Origin of the sequence: Kribbella hippodromi (assembly GCF_039531045.1) — a bacterium.
Taxonomy (GTDB): domain Bacteria; phylum Actinomycetota; class Actinomycetes; order Propionibacteriales; family Kribbellaceae; genus Kribbella; species Kribbella hippodromi.
In genome coordinates, this window is record NZ_BAAAPH010000005.1 from 253,764 (window position 1) to 271,236 (window position 17,473).

Sequence of the window (17,473 nt, forward strand, 5' to 3'; positions counted from 1 at the left end):
TGGGCAGATGAGCGAGCAGACCTCGATTCCCGCGGATCCGGAGCTCGATCCGACCGCGTCGTACGCGACCGATCAGGCAGTCATCCGCCGGTTGTCGGGGTTGCTGCGCGCGACGGCCGGCACCAGGACCTCGTACGCGCCGGCCACCGGACAGCCGATCGCCGACCTGCCGGTGTCGAGCGAGGACGATGTGATCGCGGCGGTCCGGCTGGCCCGGAAGACGCAGGCGAGCTGGCGGCAGGTGCCGCTGGCCGAGCGGGCCGCGATCCTGCTCCGGTACCACGACCTGGTCCTCGACCATCGCCACGAGCTGGTCGACCTGATCATCCGCGAGTCCGGCAAGGCGCGGAAGCAGGCGTTCGAGGAGCTCGCGCACGTCGCGCTGACCGCGCGGTACTACGGCCGCAAGGCGTACGAGATGCTCGAACCGCAGCGCAAGCTCGGCATCTTCCCGGTGCTGACGCGCGCCGAGCAGCGGTTCGTACCGAAGGGTGTCGTCGGCGTGATCTCGCCGTGGAACTACCCGCTGACGATGGCGATCTCGGACGCACTGCCCGCGATCCTGGCCGGCAACACGGTCGTCCACAAACCGGACAGCCAGACGCCGCTGACCGCGCTGCGCGGCATCGAGCTGTTGTACGAGGCCGGACTGCCCCGCGAGGCCTGGCTCGCGGTGAACGGCGACGGGCCGACCGTCGGCGGCGCGCTGATCCAGAACGTGGACTACATCTGCTTCACCGGCTCGACCAAGACCGGCCGACTGGTGGCGCAACAGTGCGGCGAGCGGCTGATCGGCTGCAGCCTGGAGCTCGGCGGCAAGAACCCGATGCTCGTACTGCGGGACGCCGATGTGAATCGAGCGGCGGAAGGCGCCGTCCGGGCCTGTTTCGCGAACGCCGGCCAGCTGTGCGTCTCGATGGAACGGCTGTACGTCGCCGACCAGGTGTACGACGCGTTCGTCACCGCCTTCGTCGATCGGGTGAAGAAGATCCGCCTTTCGGCTGGTACCGGCTGGGACGTCGACATGGGCTCGCTGATCTCCAAGGCGCAGCTCGAGACGGTCACCCGGCACGTCGAGGATGCGCGTACGCGGGGCGCGACCGTCCTTGCCGGCGGGAAGCCCCGGCCGGACATCGGTCCGCTCTTCTACGAGCCGACTGTCCTGTCCGGCGTCACGCCCGCGATGGAGTGCTTCGACAACGAGACGTTCGGCCCGGTGGTCTCGATCTACCGGTTCTCCGACGAGTCGGAGGCGATCCAGCGCGCGAACGAGGGCGAGTACGGCCTGAATGCCAGCGTCTGGACCCGCGACGGCCGGCGCGGCCGTGCGGTCGCCGCGCAGCTGATGGCCGGGACGGTCAACGTGAACGAGGGGTACGGCGCGACGTTCGGCTCGATCGACACCCCGATGGGCGGCATGCGGTCGTCCGGCCTCGGCCGCCGGCAGGGCGTCGAGGGCATCCGCCGGTACGTTGAGCCACAGGCGATCGCCACCCAGCGGCTGATCCCGATCGCGGCTTCGCACGGCATCTCCGACGAGAAGTTCGCCGAGCTGATGACGGGTGCGCTTCGCGTCCTGAAGAAGATCGGCCGTCCATGAGTTTTGACTACGACGTCCTGATCATCGGGTCCGGGTTCGGTGGGTCCGTCAGTGCGTTGCGGCTGACCGAGAAGGGGTATCGGGTCGCCGTACTGGAAGCCGGGGCGCGCTTCGAGGACGGTTCGTACGCGAAGAACTCGTGGGATACCAAACGGTTTCTGTTCGCGCCGAAGCTCGGGATGTACGGCATCCAGCGGATCAGCGCGCTCCGGGACGTGATCATCCTGTCCGGCGCGGGCGTCGGCGGCGGCAGCCTTGTGTACGCGAACACGCTCTACGAGCCGCTGCCCGCGTTCTACACCGATCGGCAGTGGGCGCACATCACCGACTGGAAGACCGAGCTCGCGCCGTACTACGACCAGGCGAAACGGATGCTCGGCGTGGCGACGTACCCAGGCTTCTCGCCGGCCGACAAGGTGATGAAGCAGGTCGCCGAGGACATGGGCGTGGGGGACACGTTCCACCCGACCCCGGTCGGGGTGTTCTTCGGCGAAGCCGGTGTCGAGGTGGACGATCCGTACTTCGGCGGCGTCGGCCCGCGGCGTACCGGCTGCATCGACTGCGGTGAGTGCATGACGGGCTGCCGGCACAACGCAAAGAACACCCTGACCAAGAACTACCTGTACCTGGCCGAGAAGTCCGGCGCCGAGGTGTACTCGCTGACCACTGTCACGTCGGTCGTTCCGCTGCCCGAAGGTGGGTACGCGGTGGACACCGTGCGTACGTCGAACCGTAAGGTCACCCGGCGCTTCACCGCGGAGCAGGTGGTCTTCGCGGCGTCCGCGCTGGGTACCGCGAAACTCCTGCACCGGCTGCGCGACGAGGGCAAACTGCCGCACCTGTCGCAGCGCCTCGGCGTGCTGACCCGGACGAACTCCGAGTCGCTGCTCGGCGCGATCGCGCGGGAGAAGGACGTCGACTACACCCGCGGCGTGGCGATCACCTCGTCGTTCCATCCCGACGACATCACCCACATCGAGCCGGTCCGGTACGGCAAGGGCAGCAACGTGATGTCCTTGCTGCAGACGGTCCTCACCGACGGCGACGGCGACAAACCACGGTGGCGTACGTGGCTGCGGGAGCTCGGCGTGCAGCGGAAGCACATCCGCCGCCTGTACGACCTGAAGCACTGGTCCGAGCGGACCGTGATCGCCTTGGTGATGCAGACCGCGGACAACTCGATCACCACCTTCGGCAAGCGGGACCGGCTCGGGCGCTGGCGGCTGACCTCGAAGCAGGGCCACGGCGCGCCGAACCCGTCCTGGATCCCGGTCGCGAACCAGGTCGTCCGGCGGATGGCGAAGCTGATGAACGGTACGCCGGGCGGCACGATCGGCGAGCCGTTCAACGTACCGATGACGGCGCACTTCATCGGCGGCTGCGCGATCGGCGACTCCGCGGACACCGGCGTGGTCGATCCGTACCACCGCGTGTACGGGTACGAGGGGCTGCACATCGTGGACGGATCGACGATCTCCGCGAACCTCGGTGTCAACCCGTCGTTGACGATCACGGCGCAGGCGGAGCGGGCGCTGTCGTTCTGGCCGAACAAGGGCGGTGCCGATCCGCGGCCGAGTGCGGGCAGTCCGTACCGGCGGATCGATCCGGTCAAGCCGGAGCACCCGGTCGTACCCGCTGACGCGCCTGGTGCGCTGCGCCTTCCGATCATTCCGAAACAGGCTGTGACGGAGCCGTAACAATTCCGCGATCCGCACCCGGATCGGCCTTTGTGGTCGTTCCGGGTGCGTGCTGTGCGAGCAAATGAAAAAACCTCAGCAATGTCGGTTGCCGAGGTTTTGCGAAAGGCCCAGAAAAGGGAGCAGGCCCCTCGGGAACGTTTCCGCCCAAATCGTTTCCCGAGGGGCCCACTCAAGCCGGGGTGAGGCGCCCGGCGCTTTGGGATCGGGTCACCAACCACAGCTGGCGACCCGAGCTCTTGGTTACTACCTTACCTCCGATTTCCAGGACTTTGGGCCTTGTGACCACTCTGCGTGCTGATCGTAATGATCAACATTTGTAGCTCCTGGTAACCGGGTGGCGGTCTTCCTTGCGGTAACCGCCTCTGCACACATCAACGAGCCCGTCTACAGGGGGTTACGAGGTTCCACAGAAAAATCCAAAAACTTTTCCCGGAGAGTGCGGAGAGTGGCGATGAGGCACTTCGTACGCCGGTGTTCCACGTGACGCCCACCGCAGAACTGACACGCCTGTCTGACCTACTGTGAGCCGACCGAACTGATCAGGGCAGGAGAACCATGAGCGACATCCTGGGCGTGGCACGTGAGCAGGTACTGGAGCAGGGCACCGGGCTGAACCAGGAGCAGCTGTCCGAGATCCTGCGGACGCCGGACGAGCAACTGCCCGAGCTGCTGGCGCTCGCGCACGACGTCCGGGTGAAGTGGTGCGGCGAGGAGGTCGAGGTCGAGGGGATCATCTCGCTGAAGACCGGCGGCTGCCCGGAGGACTGCCACTTCTGCTCGCAGTCCGGTCAGTTCACCTCGCCGGTGCGAGCGGTCTGGCTGAACATCCCCGAGCTGGTCGAGGCCGCCAAGGAGACCGCGAAGACCGGTGCGACCGAGTTCTGCATCGTCGCCGCCGTCCGTGGTCCGGACGACCGGCTGATGAGCCAGGTGAAGGCCGGGATCGAGGCGATCAACGCCGAGGTCGAGATCAACATCGCCTGCTCGCTGGGCATGCTCACGCAGGCGCAGGTGGACGAGCTGAAGTCGTGGGGCGTGCACCGGTACAACCACAACCTCGAGTCGGCGCGCTCGTACTTCGGCGACGTCGTCACCACGCACTCCTTCGAGGAGCGCTGGGAGACCTGCCTGATGGTCCGCGACTCCGGGATGGAGCTGTGCTGCGGCGGGCTGGTCGGGATGGGCGAGACGCTCGAACAGCGCGCCGAGCTGGCCGCGCAACTGGCCGAGCTGGACCCGCACGAGGTCCCGCTGAACTTCCTCAACCCGCGCCCGGGGACGCCGTTCGGCGACTTGGAGGTGATGGACGGCAAGGACGCACTGCGGACCATCGCCGCGTTCCGGCTGGCGATGCCGCGGACCGTGCTGCGGTACGCGGGCGGCCGCGAGCTGACGCTGGGCGACCTGGGGACCCGCGAGGGGCTGCTCGGCGGGATCAACGCGGTCATCGTCGGCAACTACCTGACCACGCTGGGCCGCCCGGCGACCGCCGACCTGGATCTGCTGACCGAGCTGAAGATGCCGGTCAAGGAACTCCAGAAGACCCTCTGACTGTGACGGAGACGTACTGCGGCCGTTGTGGCCGCGCGCTCGCCGACGGCGGTCACGAGGACTGTCACCGGGCGCTGGCCCTGGAACCGCCCCGGTACTGTGCCGACTGCCGCCGCCGGATGGTTGTGCAGGTGCACCCGATGGGCTGGACCGCTCGCTGCTCGGTCCATGGTGTGCTGAACCCTTCATCGTCACCTTCATCGTCACCGTCACCGGCATCGGAGGACTTGCGTTGAGTTGGCAACAGCGTGATGCGGAGCTGCTCTGGCACCCGTACTCGTCGCTCACCGACCCGTCACCGATGCGGATGGTGCGCGGCGCATCCGGCGTACGCCTCCAGCTGGACGACGGCGCCGGCGGTACGGTCGAGGCGATCGACGCGATGTCCTCCTGGTGGTGCATGATCCACGGGTACCGCAACCCAGTACTGGATGCCGCGGTCAAGAGTCAGGTCGACGACTTCAGCCACGTGATGTTCGGTGGACTCACCCACGAACCGGCGATCCGGCTGGCCGAGCGGCTGGTCGAGATCACGCCGGACCCGCTGCGGCACGTGTTCTTCGCGGACTCCGGGTCGGTGTCGATCGAGGTGGCGATCAAGCTCGCGCTCCAGTATCAAGTTGCCCGCGGCAACAGTGGGCGGAACCGGATGCTGACCGTCCGGGGCGGGTACCACGGCGACACGTTCGCGCCGATGAGCGTGTGCGATCCGGTGAACGGGATGCATTCGCTGTTCACCGGGACGTTGAAGGAGCAGGTGTTCGGGCCGCGGCCACCGGCCGGACTCGATCGTGCGGAGGACGATCCGGAGTTGCAGGCCTGGATCGCGGGCATCACCGCGCTCGCCGAGAAGCACGCGGACGAGATCGCGGGCATCATCATCGAGCCGGTGCTGCAGGGCACGGGCGGCATGTACCCGTACAGCCCGGTTTGCCTGCGCGTACTGCGTGAGCTCGCCGATCGGCACGGGTTCCTGCTGATCCTGGACGAGATCGCCACCGGCTTCGGCCGGACCGGGACGTTGTTCGCGTCCGAGCAGGCCGGGATCGATCCGGACATCGTCTGCATCGGGAAGGCGATCACCGGCGGTTACGTCACGCTCGCGGCGATGCTGTGTACGACGGAGGTCGCGCACACCGTCTCGGACGGGCCGGGCGGGGCGCTCATGCACGGGCCCACCTTCATGGCGAATCCAATTGCCTGTACGGTCGCGCTCGCGTCCATCGATCTGCTGCTGTCACAGGACTGGGCCTCGCGCGTCGCGTCCATTTCGGCCGGGCTTTCGGCGGGGCTTGCTCCGGCTCGGGAGTTGCCCGCGGTGAAGGACGTCCGGGTAATCGGCGCAGTCGGGGTCGTACAGCTCGATCGGCCGGTGGACGTGCCGAAGATGACGGAGGCGGCGTTGCGACGGGGCGTGTGGGTACGGCCGTTCCGCGATCTCGTGTACACGATGCCGCCGTACATCAGTACCTCCGACGACATCGCAACCATCGGCGCCGCCATCACCGGCGCCGTCGAGGAGGCCGGCTGATGCTGCAGGAATGGCTCGGCCCGAAGGCCGCGGCGCTGGAAACTCGCGGTCTGACCCGTCAGCTGCATGCGCGGGCCGCCGACGACAACCTCATCGATCTGGCCGGCAACGACTACCTGGGCCTGACCCGCGACTCCCGCGTGATCGAGGCCGCCGCCGAGGCTGTCTGCCGCTGGGGCACCGGCTCGACCGCGTCGCGCTTGGTCACCGGTACCACGGCCCTGCACGAAGAACTGGAGAACGAGCTCGCCGCGTACGCCGGCCAGGAATCAGCTCTCGTCTTCTCCTCCGGCTACCTCGCCAACCTCGGCGTCGTCACCGCCCTGGCCGGCCCGGGAACCCTGCTGATCTCCGACGAACACATCCACGCCTCACTCGTCGACGCCTGCCGCATGTCCCGCTCCCGGGTCGAGACCGTCCCCCACAACGACGTCGACGCCGTCGCGAAACTACTTGCTGAACGCAACGAACCGCACGCGGTGGTGATGACCGAATCGGTCTTCAGCGTACTCAGCGACGAAGCCCCACTCGCCGACCTCGCCGCGATCGCCGCGCAGTACAACGCGTTGCTGCTCGTTGACGAAGCGCATGGTTTAGGTGTCACGGGCAACGGCCACGGCTCCGTACACGCCGCCGGCCTCGCCGGTCTGGATCACGTCGCCGTCACCATGACCCTGTCCAAGGCGATGGCTTCCCAAGGCGGCGTCGTACTGGGCCCGTCCGTCCTGCGCAACCACCTCATCAACCGCTCGCGCCCCTTCATCTACGACACCGGCCTGAACCCCGCCGCCTCCGCCGCCGCGCTGGCCGCTTTGCGCGTACTCCAAGCCGAACCGCACCGCCCAGCCGCAATCCACGCAGCCACCACCCGCCTAGCCGAAGCCTTCAACGTCCCACGCCCCGCCGGCCCCATCGTCTCCATCCCCATGCCCGGCCCCCACGAAACCGTCCAAGCAGCCACCCACTGCCGCACAAACGGCCTCCGCGTAGGCAGCTTCCGCCCCCCGTCAGTCCCCGACAACATCTCCCGCCTCCGCCTGACCGCCAACGCCGCCCTAACCCCAACCGACCTAACCCAAGCCATCGCCATCCTCCACGCCACCCTCACGTAGCACGCCGCCTTCTCCACCCGTGTGGTGGGTTCTCCACTCGTACACCAGTGGAGAACCCACCACACGGATGGATATCCGCTCGTGTTGAGTCGGCGGTGGGTCGAGCGGTCAGGTTGCTTTTGGCAGGCCGTCTTTGTTGAACTTCCGGGAGGCTTGGTTGGCGAGTTCCACGATCAACGCGACGCGGTCCTCGGTCTCTTTGCCCCGATCGCCCATCTGCTTCAGGATCGTCCGGACCGTCTCCTTGCCCTCCGGCGACAGATCGACCTCGTTGTCGAGCGCTTCGCTGGCTTGCTCTTGTTGCTTGGGGTCCGCAAGCGCCATGCACGCCACCAGCACGGCGGCCCAGAGCAACAGGCTGAGCCAGGTCGTGGTGGACACACTTGGCGGCTTCTTGTGTCTGCGCTCGGCGGCCGCCCTCAGCTCCGCGACGTCCCGCCGCAGATCCTCGAGCTGCTGCTCCAATGAAACCCCACCAAGGCTGCCCCCGGACCGCGCCTGCGACTCAACCGTGGTCTGCGCCTCGGACGGTGCCGCCAGCCCCGCCTCGGGCTCTTCCGTCGACAGGGTTGCGAGGTGGGGAGCGGCCCGGTAATCGGACTGATGAAACTCGGCGGCTTCTTTCCCCGTCGCCAGAGCGAAGTGACGGCGGAGCTCCCGCTTGACGAACGCATCCATCGCGAGTCCGGTCTGCGCGACAGAGTCGTAGGAGTCGTCGCGCTCGACTTTGTTCCATCGCGGCGAGTCCCGCCAACGGTACCGACTCCGAGCTGACGCACGCGCGTCGTCGTCCGCCTCCGCGTATTCCGGCTCGCCCTCCCCGTCCGGCTCAGCCGCCTGATCGGATTCGCCCAAGTCGTCCGCGTCGTCCGGCCGGGCGGTGGAAATGAGCCGGATCAGTGCCCCGCCGGCCGTTGAGCCGGGAGGAGGGGCAACGGTGCCGGACATTCGGCCGAAGACCACCGTGTTCGTTCGGGATGTCAGGGACCCGGGAGGTACGGCGTTCGTGGTCCACCGGACGAGCGCGGATTCGCTCACCGGCCCCTTCATGGATGATGCGCTGTGCCTCAACATGATGCTTGCTCCTTGCTGGTTGTCGCGGGCGGGTCAGTCTGCGCTCTGGGCGGAGTGGGCAGACTGGAGCTCGGCGTTGGCTTCGCTGACGAGCTGGTCGACGGCGCTGCGCAGCTCGGCGGCGAGGACGGAGGTGACGACGCGGCTGACCAGCTCGTGGTTCTGCAGAAGCTGCTCGAGGCCGAACTCACGGACCAGCCCCGGCCAGACCTGCGACTCGATCACCTCATCGAGCAACGGCCGAACATCACTCTCAGCCAGCAGCACCATCCCGCTCTCTGCCGGAGCTTCGTTGGTGCTGTTGGTGGGTGTGGGCTCCTGGGCGGTGGCTGGGGGATCGGTGGGGGTGGGTTGTTGGGCTGCTACTGATTTGAGCCATTGGGGGCCTACCGGGTCGCCCTGGAAGACTGTGGTGTAGTCCTTGGCGGCCTGGGGTGCTTGCTGCAGGTTCGCTTCGAAGGTTTTGGCGAACAGGGCGAGGTCGGCGGCCGAGGTCGTGGTGGTCATCGGTGCTGCTCCCTTCGGTGGCTGATCGGGGTGGCCGGGCTGATCGGGCTGATCGGGCTGATCGGGGTCGTCGGGGTCGTCGGGGTGGTCGGTGCCTAGTCGGTGGTGGATGAGCCGACCTTGTCGGCGATTGTCGAGGTCAGGGCGTACAGGTCCGTGTCCGTGATCTCCAACGGCCGGCCGAGTTGTGCCTCCAGGTCGGCCCGCGTCTGCTCGAGCACCGTGAGCACCGCACCAGCCGCCACCTCCGGCGCCGGCGGCGCAACCGAAACCACCTCACCCGCATCCCCACCCACCTGACCGCCGGAAGCATCCCCTCCGGCCGCACCAGACCCACCGGCCGAACCAGGCTCACCGGCCGAACCGGGCTCACCGGCCGAACCGGGCTCACCGTCCGCACCAGGCTCACCGGCCGAACCGGGCTCACCGGCCGAACCAGGCTCACCGGCCGCCACACCGGAAGCGGTCGCGGCGGGGTCGGCGGCTGGTAGGAGGTTGCCCTCGGCGTCGTACCAGTTGCCTTCGGCGTCGTAGTACCAGCCGGTCTTCTCGTCCAGCCACCGTTCCTGGAACCAGTCGGTGACGTCGGCGGCGACCTCGGCCGACAACCAGCCGGACCGCAGCAGGAACGCCTCGGCGAACCGGTCCGGCGCGCCGCCGTGGTTCTCGTTGATCTCCGTCGTCAGGACGGTGACGACCAGGTCGATCTCGTCCGCGCTGAGCGTCATGGCCCGGTCGAGCTTCTGCCGGAGCTCTTCGGTGAAGCGATCGACACTGCCCGGCGAGCTGGCGTCGGCGCCGTGGTACAGGTCGTACAGGCACGGCAGGGTGCCGGCTTTGAGTGGGTTGTTCTCGTCGAGTCGTTCCAGGTCCTCGAAGGTTTCGATGGACATCGCCGTACCTTTCCCGGCGGGGGACCGCCGTGCCGTCGTGATCCGCGCGACCTACTGTCCGCCGGTCCGCGCCGGTCCGCCGAAGCAACCGGACCAGCCAAAGTGCACCAGCGGATGCCCGATCGACTGGCCGATCAGGCGGCTCAGAAGAAGCGGTGCAGCTCGCGCCGCGAGGTGATCCCGAGGCGCTGGAACACGTTGCGCAGGTGGTACTCGACCGTCTTCTGGGTGACGTGCAACCGGGCGGCGATCTCGCGATTGGTGTGATTGCGCAGTACGAGCGCGACCACCTCCCGTTCGCGATCGGTGAGATGTACGGCGGGCCGCCGCGCCGACGCGGCCGCGAGCGCCGCCCGAGTGGGATGCAGGTGCTGCCGGTACGGATGCGCGGCGAGCGCGGTGAAAACCTGATCTGCCCGGTCCAGCCAGCCACCAGCCTCGCTGTAGTTGCCTAGAGCAATCAAGTTGCGGGCATGGGCGTGGTGCAGCCGCCCGTCCGCCAATCGGGGCGCCGACCGGCCGTCCGTCCGCAGCTGGGACTCGGCAAGATCGATGGCGAGGTGGAGCTCGCCTTCGGCCGCGGCTTGCTGGGCGGACAAGCGGGTGATGGTGCTGCTGAGTACGGTGCCGTCCTTGGCGCGATCCCGTAGTACCGCGAGCTCGGCCGACGCCTCGGCGAGGTGACCGGTCGCCTGCAGCGCGTCGATCAGGAGCGGCTGCCACCAGGAGCTCCACCACTCGTGAATGCCGCCCGGCGCATTGCCACCGCCCCGGAGACCAGGCACGGCACTCAGCACCCGGAGTACGCCTGGCAGATCACCACGTGCGTCGCAGAGTAGTGCAGCGGCAATAGCGGCGTACTTGAGGTCCTGTGGGCTCCCGATGCGCTGCGCGGCCGCACCAGCTGCCTGCACGAGTCGGGTAGCGGTCTGCCAGGCACCACGAGCCGACGGCACGATCGAGCTGGTGAACAGCAGGATGACTTCGTTCATCGCTGGTTGGTCGTCGTCCGCGAGCAGGGTGGCCTTGCGGCCGGTCTGCAGTGCTGCGTCCCATTCACCGAGCTGGTACTGGACACTGGCGAGATAGCAGTACGGCGTGATGCCGGACAGCATCGGTACGCCTGCCTCCTGGCGTCGTACCACCTCCAGCAGGTCGTGGCGTGCCGCGTCGACCAGGCCCACCATCGCCCGCAGAGCGCCACGGCAGGACAGGGCTTCCAAGTGATGGTCAGGCACTTCGGCAGCCTGCTGTGGCAACAGGTGGAACTCATCCAGTCCAGCGATCAGTCCGTCTCGCCGGCCACGTGCTGTGCCCCGCAGACACAGCACATAGTCCCGCAGCGGAGCAGGAACGCCAGGGGTGTTCAGCGCGGTGTCGGCGTACTCGATGGCCGTCTGCGTATCGCCCCGCCAGACGCTGACGCCCGCAAGTCCACCCGCGGCCGCACCGTGCTCCCACGTGCCCGGTGCAGTCGCCTCGTACGCGTGTCGCAGGTGCCGTTCGCCGTCACGGCGGTCGCCGTCCAGGTACAGCTCGCACAGCCCGAGTGCGAGGGAGCGCAATGCGGATGGGCTGCACCGCGTTGCCCGCTCGTGCATGGGCCGCGCACGGCCGCGGTTCGAGCTGAACATCAGGTGGATCATCGACCGCAACAGCAACTGCTCGCTCCGCGGGCTCCACGGCGTCAGGTCGGCCGCCCAGCTCAGGAAGGTCGCCGCCGTACCGTGATCACCCGCTTCGGCCTCTACCTCCGCAGCTGTCTCCAGCTCGCCGGCCAGGACAGGGTCGGTCGTACCGACAGCCGCCACGCGATGGCGCCAGGCGAGGAACGGCTCTACTGTCGCCGCGGCCCGCTGGTGCAGGTCACTGCGCCGCTCCGGAGTCATCGCCGAGTACACAGCCTCACGCTGCAGGTCGTGAGTGATAGCCACTGGACGCGCCGGCTCGGCCGGGAACCAGGTCACCAGCCCGGCGTCGATCGCCGGACCGAGTGCGTGATGGACAGCGCCCAGTCCCGCTACCTCAGCTGCCTGTGCCAGCGATGGCCGGCCGCCGAGGACTGCAAGCGCCTCCAGCAGGTGCCGGCTCCGCTCCGGCAGCTTGTCGAACGCTTGCCGGGTCGCAGCGGCCACTGACGGCGGTACGGCGAGCCGCCAGTCGATGCTGGACCGCTGCGACGAAATCTCGTGCAGGATCGTACGGAGCAACAGTGGATGTCCGCCTGTGTAGGAGTGGAACCGCCGGGCCGCACCAGCTGGTAGCCGCCGCCCCACAATGGCCAGCGCGAGGTCCGTGACGTCGACCAGATCGAGACCACCCAGCTCCAGCCGCAGGTCGGTGGGGATGCCGTGGATCATCCGCTCCAGCTGTGGTTCAGCCGCGCGGTCGTCGGTGCGCGACGACAGCACGACGAGGAGGCGCTGGGCCCACATCCGGCGCAGTACGAAGCGCAGCGCCTGCAGCGACGAGTGATCAGCCCATTGGATGTCGTCGACGACCAGCACGAGGGGCGTACGCCGCTGCAGCTCGTCGAACAGGTCGAGCAACTGGCTGCCGACCGCCAGCGGATTTGCGCCGGCCGGAGCACCGGTGCCGAGCGAGGCGGTGTGGGCGCGGACATCCGCTGGTACCTGGGTCAGCAGCTGGTCGATGAGGCCGAGCTCGAGCAGCGACTCGGCCTGGTCGCCGGCCGCCGAGAGCACGGTGAAGTCGTCCAGGCTGCTGACGAAGCGGCGGATCAGACCGGACTTGCCGATGCCCGGCGGGCCCTGGACCAGAACGGTCTGGTGCCGCCCGGCACGGACGGCGGTGGCCGGCACGGCGAGCCGGGCAAGCTCGTCCACCCGGCCGACGAATTCCGGATCCGGGCTGAGCGGGCCAGGGCTCATAGGCGAGTCAACTCCACGCGTACGCGATGGCAGCGGTCTCGCCTGTCGTCCCCGAACCGACAGGGTCAATTGTTTAACTGACTCATCAGCTGCGAGGTTACGCAGGGCTCGCGGGAACGTCAGCCGAGCAGCACCTGGCCGGCGGCGAGCACCGCGGCGGTCGGTGCCGGCGCCGGATCGTTGCAGGTCAGCGCCTTGTCGCCGGCCCGGGCCAGAGGTTTGCCGTTGACCAGGACCATCGGATCGACGGCGATCAGGGTGCCGCGGTTGTCCGGTGGATGTGCGAACGTTCCACCGGCCGGAACGTGTGGCGGCTGGTTGACGGCGACACTGCCGTGCACCGCGGCGGGCTTGCCCTGGATCAGTACGTCGGTGCTGCACCCGGAGACGATCCGGCCGGTGAACGGCATCGATCGTGGCGTCGGTACCGGTCCGCCGGCCGACGGGACCAGGACGACGTGGATGTCGGTGCCGACGACCTGATCACCCTGCTTCGCCGCGGGTTGCGCCATCGACCGCTCCTTCCGTGATCCGCGCCCGCCGCCTGGACCTGGCCGTCACGGAACTGGCCGTCACGGAACTGGCCGTTGCGGAACTGGGGGAGGCGGAACTGGGTGAGGCGGGGTCGGGCGTTGCGGCGCGGGCTGGGCCTCCATTGCCGGGGGTGGTCGCGTCGACCGCGAGGTCGAGGGTGACCGGCGGCCCGGCGAACTCCGTGACGGCGACGGGCGCGACCGGCGCGGTCACCACCAGGTCGAGGAAGGTCCGCGGCCGGAGCCCGAGTGCCGACCAGATCTCCGGCGCCGCCGACGGTGCATCCCCTTGGCCTATCGCCAGCGCCACCGGTCCGCTCGCCTCCAGCAACGTACCGGTCAGCATCGCCATCGGTAGTACGGGATGGTGCGCGACAGCACGCAGTACACAGCCGAGCAGGCACAACTCACGCTCGTACCCACTCGCCCAGGCGGTCACCAGGTAGCACAGCTCGTAATGCCGCTCGGCCGCCGTCCGCCGCACCACCCGCCCGCCTGGGTCGCGCTCCTCCGACCAGCCCTGGATCGCGCCGGTGGACTGGCTTTCCCGGACCAGGTGCAGGAACAGCCCGACGCTCTCACCTTCCTGGTGCTCGCCGTACCAGGTGTCGCTCGGCGGCTCGGTCCGGATCGTCGTACCGGTTGGCAACTGTTCGCGCAGCAGCGTTCCGACTGCTCTCTCCGCCTCGTCCAGCATGGTCACCACTGTTCGGCTGTCGCAGTCCGCGGGCAGGGGTCTTCTGGGTGACGGTCCGGGCCGCCGCGGCGGCCCGATAGGGCATCCGTTCGTGCACTGCGGCTTCTGCCCAGCGGATGGGCTCGGCGCGCACAGTAGCCGGGAAGTCCCAGCCAGCCAGGAGGTCCGGATGCCGTCGTACCTGTCCCCAGGGGTCTATGTCGAGGAAGTGTCCTCCGGTTCCAAGCCGATCGAAGGCGTCGGTACGGCAGTGGCCGCGTTCGTCGGCTTCACCGAGACCGGACCGCTCAACGAGCCGGTACTGGTCACCAACTGGACTCAGTTCACCCGGACGTTCGGCCAGTTCACCGAGGGCGCACTGCTGGCACACGCCGTGTACGGCTACTTCCTCAACGGCGGCGGCAGCGCGTACGTGGTGCGGATCGGTGGCGGTCCTGTGCAGGCGGACGAATCCGGCTGGAACGGGCGGACCGAGTTGCCCAGTCGCGCACAGGGCAAGCCACTGGCGCTCCGCGCCGCACCGGACTCACCGTCCGACCGGCCGCTGACCGTGGAGGTACAGGAGGCGTCGGAGCCGGGTGAGGACAGCTTCAAGCTGGTAGTGCGATCCGGTCCGGAGGAGGAGGTGTACGACAACGTCACCACTCGTCGCGGACCAGCCAATGTGGTCACGGCACTACGCAAGTCCAAGTGGGTCGTTGCGGATGAGGTCAAAGGCGGCGTACTGGCGGTGCCGGACGCCGGTGTGCATCCGGTGGCTCCGGCCGAGCCGGTACGTCGTACTTCCACTGTGGACGACTACGTGGGCGACGCCGACGAACAGACCGGGTTCTCCGGGCTCGAAGCAGTCGACGACATCACCATGCTCTGCGTACCCGACCTGATGAGCGCGTACCAGTCCGGCGCGATCGACCTGGACGGCGTGAAAGCCGTGCAGCTCGCCATGATCGCGCACTGCGAACTGATGTCGGACCGGGTCGCGATCCTGGACCCACCACCAGGGCTCCGACCGCAGCAGGTCAAGGACTGGCGGCTCAACGTGGCTGGGTACGACTCCAAGTACGCGACGTTGTACTGGCCGTGGGTGCGGGTCGCCGATCCACTGACCGGGAAGCCGATGATGATGCCGCCGAGCGGTCACCTCGCGGGGATCTGGGCACGGACGGACGACACCCGCGGCGTACACAAGGCGCCGGCCAACGAGGTGGTCCGCGGCGTACTCGACCTCGAGTCCGCGATGACCCGCCGCGATCACGACCAGCTCAACCCGATCGGCGTCAACTGCCTGCGCTTCTTTCCCGGGCAAGGCATCCGCGTGTGGGGCGCGCGGACGCTGTCCAGCGACGGCGAGTGGCGGTACCTGAATGTCCGGCGGCTGTTCAACTACCTGGAGAAGTCGATCCTCGGCGGTACCCAATGGGTGGTGTTCGAGCCGAACGACGAGTTCCTCTGGTCGTCGGTCGAGCGGACCATCAGCATGTTCCTGCGCCGGGTCTGGCGGACCGGGGCGCTGTTCGGGCGGACGCCGGAGGAGGCGTTCTTCGTCAAGTGCGACGCCGAGAACAACCCGCCGGAGAACCGCGACGCGGGCATCCTCACCGTCGACATCGGGATCGCGCCGGTGAAACCGGCCGAGTTCGTGGTGTTCCGGCTCGCGCAGTTCGCTCAAGGTACGGAGCTGCAGGAATGATCGGGCCGGCCGCCGCGCCGACGGTCCGGCAGGTCCTCGATCCGCCGGTCGTCAGTTCACCGCGGTTCTTCGTGATGTGCGAGGGCTGGACCGCTGGGATCGGGTTCTCCAAGCTGGCCGGCTTCACGTCCGAGGTCGAGTTCCAGGAGTTCTCGTACAACAACCGGCTCGGCAACGTCCACACCAAGCAGTTCGGCCGGTCCAGGGCGCCGGCGCTGGTGCTGGAGCGGGGCGCCGACCGGAACGGTTTCGCCCAGTTGTACGGCTGGCACCAGTTGGCGCGTACCAACAACCCACTGGCGAAACTGCCGGCGTCGTTCGACATCTGCGACAAGGCCGGGACCCCGGCGATGGCGTGCCTGCTGGAGAACGCGTGGTGCTCGAAGCTCGAGCTGGACGCGGTCCAGGCCGGCGCGTCCGCCGTCCTCATGATGCGGGTCACGATCGTCTGCGACGCGATCCTGCAGGCCTGATCCGCGTCCACCACCAGACCGGAAGGACCACCTGAGATGACCACAGCGCCGACCGAGCAGGTGATCAGCGCGGTACGTTTCCTGGCCGACTTCCCGACCACGATCGGGCGGATGGCGTTCTCGGAGCTCGGCGGCATCAACTCGAAGGTCGCGAGCTCGGAGTACATCTACAACGACGCGACCGGCGCCACCGTACACAGCAAGCAGTTCGGCAAGACCGATCCGCCGACGGTCGTCCTCAAACGCGCCCTCGACCGGAGCGGCAACAACGCGCTGCTCGCCTGGCACGACGCCGCCCGCCAGGGCCTGGCCGGCGCCCGCGCCGACGGCACGCTGACCATCACCGACCCGAGCGGCCAGACGAAGGTCGTGTACGTGATCGACAACGCGTGGATCTCCGAACTCAGCATCACCGCGATGAAGGCCGGCTCGTCCGAGGTCGCGATGATCGAGATCAAGCTCACCTGCGACCGCATCGTCACCGGCGAGAAGCAGTGAGGTCCACGATGGTTGCCTCAGGCACCGGATTGCGGACCGAGTACCCGTTCGTGCTGCCGCGCGGGTTCGTGGACGAGCACGGGACCGTACACCGCGAGGGCGTGATGCGGCTGGCGACCGCGCGGGACGAGATCGGGACACAGACCGATCCGCGCGTACGCCAGAACCCTGCCTATCTGACTGTGCTGTTGCTGGAGAGGACGCTCGTCCGGCTGGGCACGCTGCCCGAGGTGGACGCGCTCGTGGTCGAGTGTTTGTTCGCGTCGGATCTCGCCTTCCTGCAGGACCTGTACCGGCGGGTCAATCAGCTCGGCCACACCGAACTCGACGTCACCTGCCCGTCCTGCGGCCACGGCTACGCGGTCGAGCTGGCAGGTGGTGGCCCGGGGGAACCCTGACGACGTACCCGCCGAACCGGCTCTGGGAAGAGGTCGTGTACGTCGCCTACTACCTGCACTGGTCACACCACGAAATCCTCGACCTGGAACACGGCACCAGGACCCAGGTCATCAAGGCCATCGGCCAGATCAACCGTCAGCTGAGCGACCCCGGAAGGTGACCCCATGCCCCCGCTCTTCCGCCGCCGTCCACAGCCGACCGAGCGCCCCAACGGCCGCGAATGGACTCAACTGGACCCCCTCACCCCTTCGACGCACCCGACCCCGCCACTCCTTGCGCCACTCCTGACCACCCCCGCTATTTCAGGCACCCAATCCCTCCTAC

The 17,473-nt window shown here is 68.1% G+C and carries 17 protein-coding genes; 11 read left to right on the top strand and 6 right to left on the bottom strand.

The genetic code is table 11. The features are described from left to right. The first annotated feature begins 7 nt into the window (after positions 1–7). From ABD260_RS10055 to ABD260_RS10075, 6 genes are all read left to right on the top strand, one after another. Entirely contained in the window at positions 8–1,600 is a 1,593-nt protein-coding gene (locus ABD260_RS10055; RefSeq protein WP_344233115.1) for a succinic semialdehyde dehydrogenase, read from the top strand. Next, positions 1,597–3,297 (top strand): GMC oxidoreductase, encoded by a 1,701-nt coding sequence (locus ABD260_RS10060; RefSeq protein ID WP_344233116.1) that lies wholly within the window; start codon positions 1,597–1,599, stop codon positions 3,295–3,297. The genes ABD260_RS10055 and ABD260_RS10060 overlap by 4 nt, the downstream gene beginning before the upstream one ends. 558 nt (positions 3,298–3,855) lie before the next feature. Next, positions 3,856–4,851: a biotin synthase BioB gene (gene bioB / locus ABD260_RS10065; protein ID WP_344233117.1), complete on the top strand. Its 996-nt coding sequence runs from the start codon at positions 3,856–3,858 to the stop codon at positions 4,849–4,851. A gap of 2 nt (positions 4,852–4,853) precedes the next feature. Beyond that, positions 4,854–5,087, top strand: coding sequence for a biotin synthase auxiliary protein BsaP (bsaP, locus tag ABD260_RS37785; protein ID WP_486327066.1), 234 nt, complete (start codon positions 4,854–4,856; stop codon positions 5,085–5,087). 23 nt (positions 5,088–5,110) lie between these two features. Further along, on the top strand, positions 5,111–6,382 hold the full coding sequence (bioA, locus tag ABD260_RS10070) for an adenosylmethionine--8-amino-7-oxononanoate transaminase (RefSeq protein ID WP_425553322.1): 1,272 nt from the start codon (positions 5,111–5,113) through the stop codon (positions 6,380–6,382). Then, positions 6,382–7,494, top strand: coding sequence for an 8-amino-7-oxononanoate synthase (locus ABD260_RS10075; protein ID WP_344233119.1), 1,113 nt, complete (start codon positions 6,382–6,384; stop codon positions 7,492–7,494). The genes bioA and ABD260_RS10075 overlap by 1 nt, the downstream gene beginning before the upstream one ends. Positions 7,495–7,602: 108 nt before the next feature. Here ABD260_RS10075 and ABD260_RS10080 read toward each other — a convergent pair whose 3' ends face one another. The 6 genes from ABD260_RS10080 to ABD260_RS10105 all read right to left on the bottom strand — a co-directional run bounded on the left by ABD260_RS10080 (position 7,603) and on the right by ABD260_RS10105 (position 14,089). Next, positions 7,603–8,442, bottom strand: a complete 840-nt coding sequence (locus ABD260_RS10080; RefSeq protein ID WP_344233120.1) for a hypothetical protein — start codon at positions 8,440–8,442, stop codon at positions 7,603–7,605. Positions 8,443–8,601: 159 nt separating this feature from the next. Then, positions 8,602–9,075 carry a hypothetical protein gene (locus ABD260_RS10085; RefSeq protein WP_344233121.1) on the bottom strand — a complete coding sequence of 158 codons (474 nt, stop codon included), beginning with the start codon at positions 9,073–9,075 and terminating at the stop codon, positions 8,602–8,604. A gap of 95 nt (positions 9,076–9,170) precedes the next feature. Further along, positions 9,171–9,968, bottom strand: a complete 798-nt coding sequence (locus tag ABD260_RS10090) for a collagen-like triple helix repeat-containing protein (RefSeq protein WP_344233122.1) — start codon at positions 9,966–9,968, stop codon at positions 9,171–9,173. A 143-nt stretch (positions 9,969–10,111) separates the two neighbouring features. After that, the gene (locus ABD260_RS10095) at positions 10,112–12,859 is read right to left on the bottom strand and encodes a helix-turn-helix transcriptional regulator (RefSeq protein WP_344233123.1); all 2,748 of its coding nucleotides are present in this window, start codon (positions 12,857–12,859) and stop codon (positions 10,112–10,114) included. A gap of 119 nt (positions 12,860–12,978) precedes the next feature. Then, on the bottom strand, positions 12,979–13,371 hold the full coding sequence (locus ABD260_RS10100) for a PAAR domain-containing protein (protein ID WP_344233124.1): 393 nt from the start codon (positions 13,369–13,371) through the stop codon (positions 12,979–12,981). Continuing rightward, complete coding sequence (locus ABD260_RS10105) at positions 13,343–14,089, bottom strand: Pvc16 family protein (protein ID WP_344233125.1); 747 nt, start codon at positions 14,087–14,089, stop codon at positions 13,343–13,345. The genes ABD260_RS10100 and ABD260_RS10105 overlap by 29 nt, the downstream gene beginning before the upstream one ends. Before the next feature lie 169 nt (positions 14,090–14,258). Here ABD260_RS10105 and ABD260_RS10110 point away from each other — a divergent pair, with 169 nt between their 5' ends. Genes ABD260_RS10110 through ABD260_RS10130 form a run of 5 tightly spaced genes read left to right on the top strand, consistent with a single transcriptional unit; the run spans position 14,259 to position 17,309 of the window. Continuing rightward, entirely contained in the window at positions 14,259–15,779 is a 1,521-nt protein-coding gene (locus tag ABD260_RS10110; RefSeq protein ID WP_344233126.1) for a phage tail sheath family protein, read from the top strand. Further along, positions 15,776–16,252 carry a phage tail protein gene (locus ABD260_RS10115; protein ID WP_344233127.1) on the top strand — a complete coding sequence of 159 codons (477 nt, stop codon included), beginning with the start codon at positions 15,776–15,778 and terminating at the stop codon, positions 16,250–16,252. Before ABD260_RS10110 ends, ABD260_RS10115 begins: the two co-directional genes overlap by 4 nt. A gap of 36 nt (positions 16,253–16,288) precedes the next feature. Further along, a complete protein-coding gene (locus ABD260_RS10120) occupies positions 16,289–16,750 on the top strand; it encodes a phage tail protein (RefSeq protein WP_344233128.1) in 462 nt (153 codons plus the stop codon). 8 nt (positions 16,751–16,758) lie between these two features. Then, complete coding sequence (locus ABD260_RS10125) at positions 16,759–17,148, top strand: hypothetical protein (RefSeq protein WP_344233129.1); 390 nt, start codon at positions 16,759–16,761, stop codon at positions 17,146–17,148. Further along, positions 17,145–17,309 carry a DUF6760 family protein gene (locus ABD260_RS10130; RefSeq protein WP_344233231.1) on the top strand — a complete coding sequence of 55 codons (165 nt, stop codon included), beginning with the start codon at positions 17,145–17,147 and terminating at the stop codon, positions 17,307–17,309. Before ABD260_RS10125 ends, ABD260_RS10130 begins: the two co-directional genes overlap by 4 nt. The last annotated feature ends 164 nt before the right edge of the window (positions 17,310–17,473 follow it).

Coding starts and splice junctions, on each gene's coding strand:
- ABD260_RS10055 (WP_344233115.1), top strand. CDS start 8: ATGAGCGAGCAGACCTCGATTCCCGCGGATCCGGAGCTCGATCCGACC.
- ABD260_RS10060 (WP_344233116.1), top strand. CDS start 1,597: ATGAGTTTTGACTACGACGTCCTGATCATCGGGTCCGGGTTCGGTGGG.
- bioB (WP_344233117.1), top strand. CDS start 3,856: ATGAGCGACATCCTGGGCGTGGCACGTGAGCAGGTACTGGAGCAGGGC.
- ABD260_RS10075 (WP_344233119.1), top strand. CDS start 6,382: ATGCTGCAGGAATGGCTCGGCCCGAAGGCCGCGGCGCTGGAAACTCGC.
- ABD260_RS10080 (WP_344233120.1), bottom strand. CDS start 8,442: ATGTCCGGCACCGTTGCCCCTCCTCCCGGCTCAACGGCCGGCGGGGCA.
- ABD260_RS10085 (WP_344233121.1), bottom strand. CDS start 9,075: ATGACCACCACGACCTCGGCCGCCGACCTCGCCCTGTTCGCCAAAACC.
- ABD260_RS10090 (WP_344233122.1), bottom strand. CDS start 9,968: ATGTCCATCGAAACCTTCGAGGACCTGGAACGACTCGACGAGAACAAC.
- ABD260_RS10095 (WP_344233123.1), bottom strand. CDS start 12,859: ATGAGCCCTGGCCCGCTCAGCCCGGATCCGGAATTCGTCGGCCGGGTG.
- ABD260_RS10100 (WP_344233124.1), bottom strand. CDS start 13,371: ATGGCGCAACCCGCGGCGAAGCAGGGTGATCAGGTCGTCGGCACCGAC.
- ABD260_RS10105 (WP_344233125.1), bottom strand. CDS start 14,089: ATGCTGGACGAGGCGGAGAGAGCAGTCGGAACGCTGCTGCGCGAACAG.
- ABD260_RS10110 (WP_344233126.1), top strand. CDS start 14,259: ATGCCGTCGTACCTGTCCCCAGGGGTCTATGTCGAGGAAGTGTCCTCC.
- ABD260_RS10115 (WP_344233127.1), top strand. CDS start 15,776: ATGATCGGGCCGGCCGCCGCGCCGACGGTCCGGCAGGTCCTCGATCCG.
- ABD260_RS10120 (WP_344233128.1), top strand. CDS start 16,289: ATGACCACAGCGCCGACCGAGCAGGTGATCAGCGCGGTACGTTTCCTG.
- ABD260_RS10125 (WP_344233129.1), top strand. CDS start 16,759: ATGGTTGCCTCAGGCACCGGATTGCGGACCGAGTACCCGTTCGTGCTG.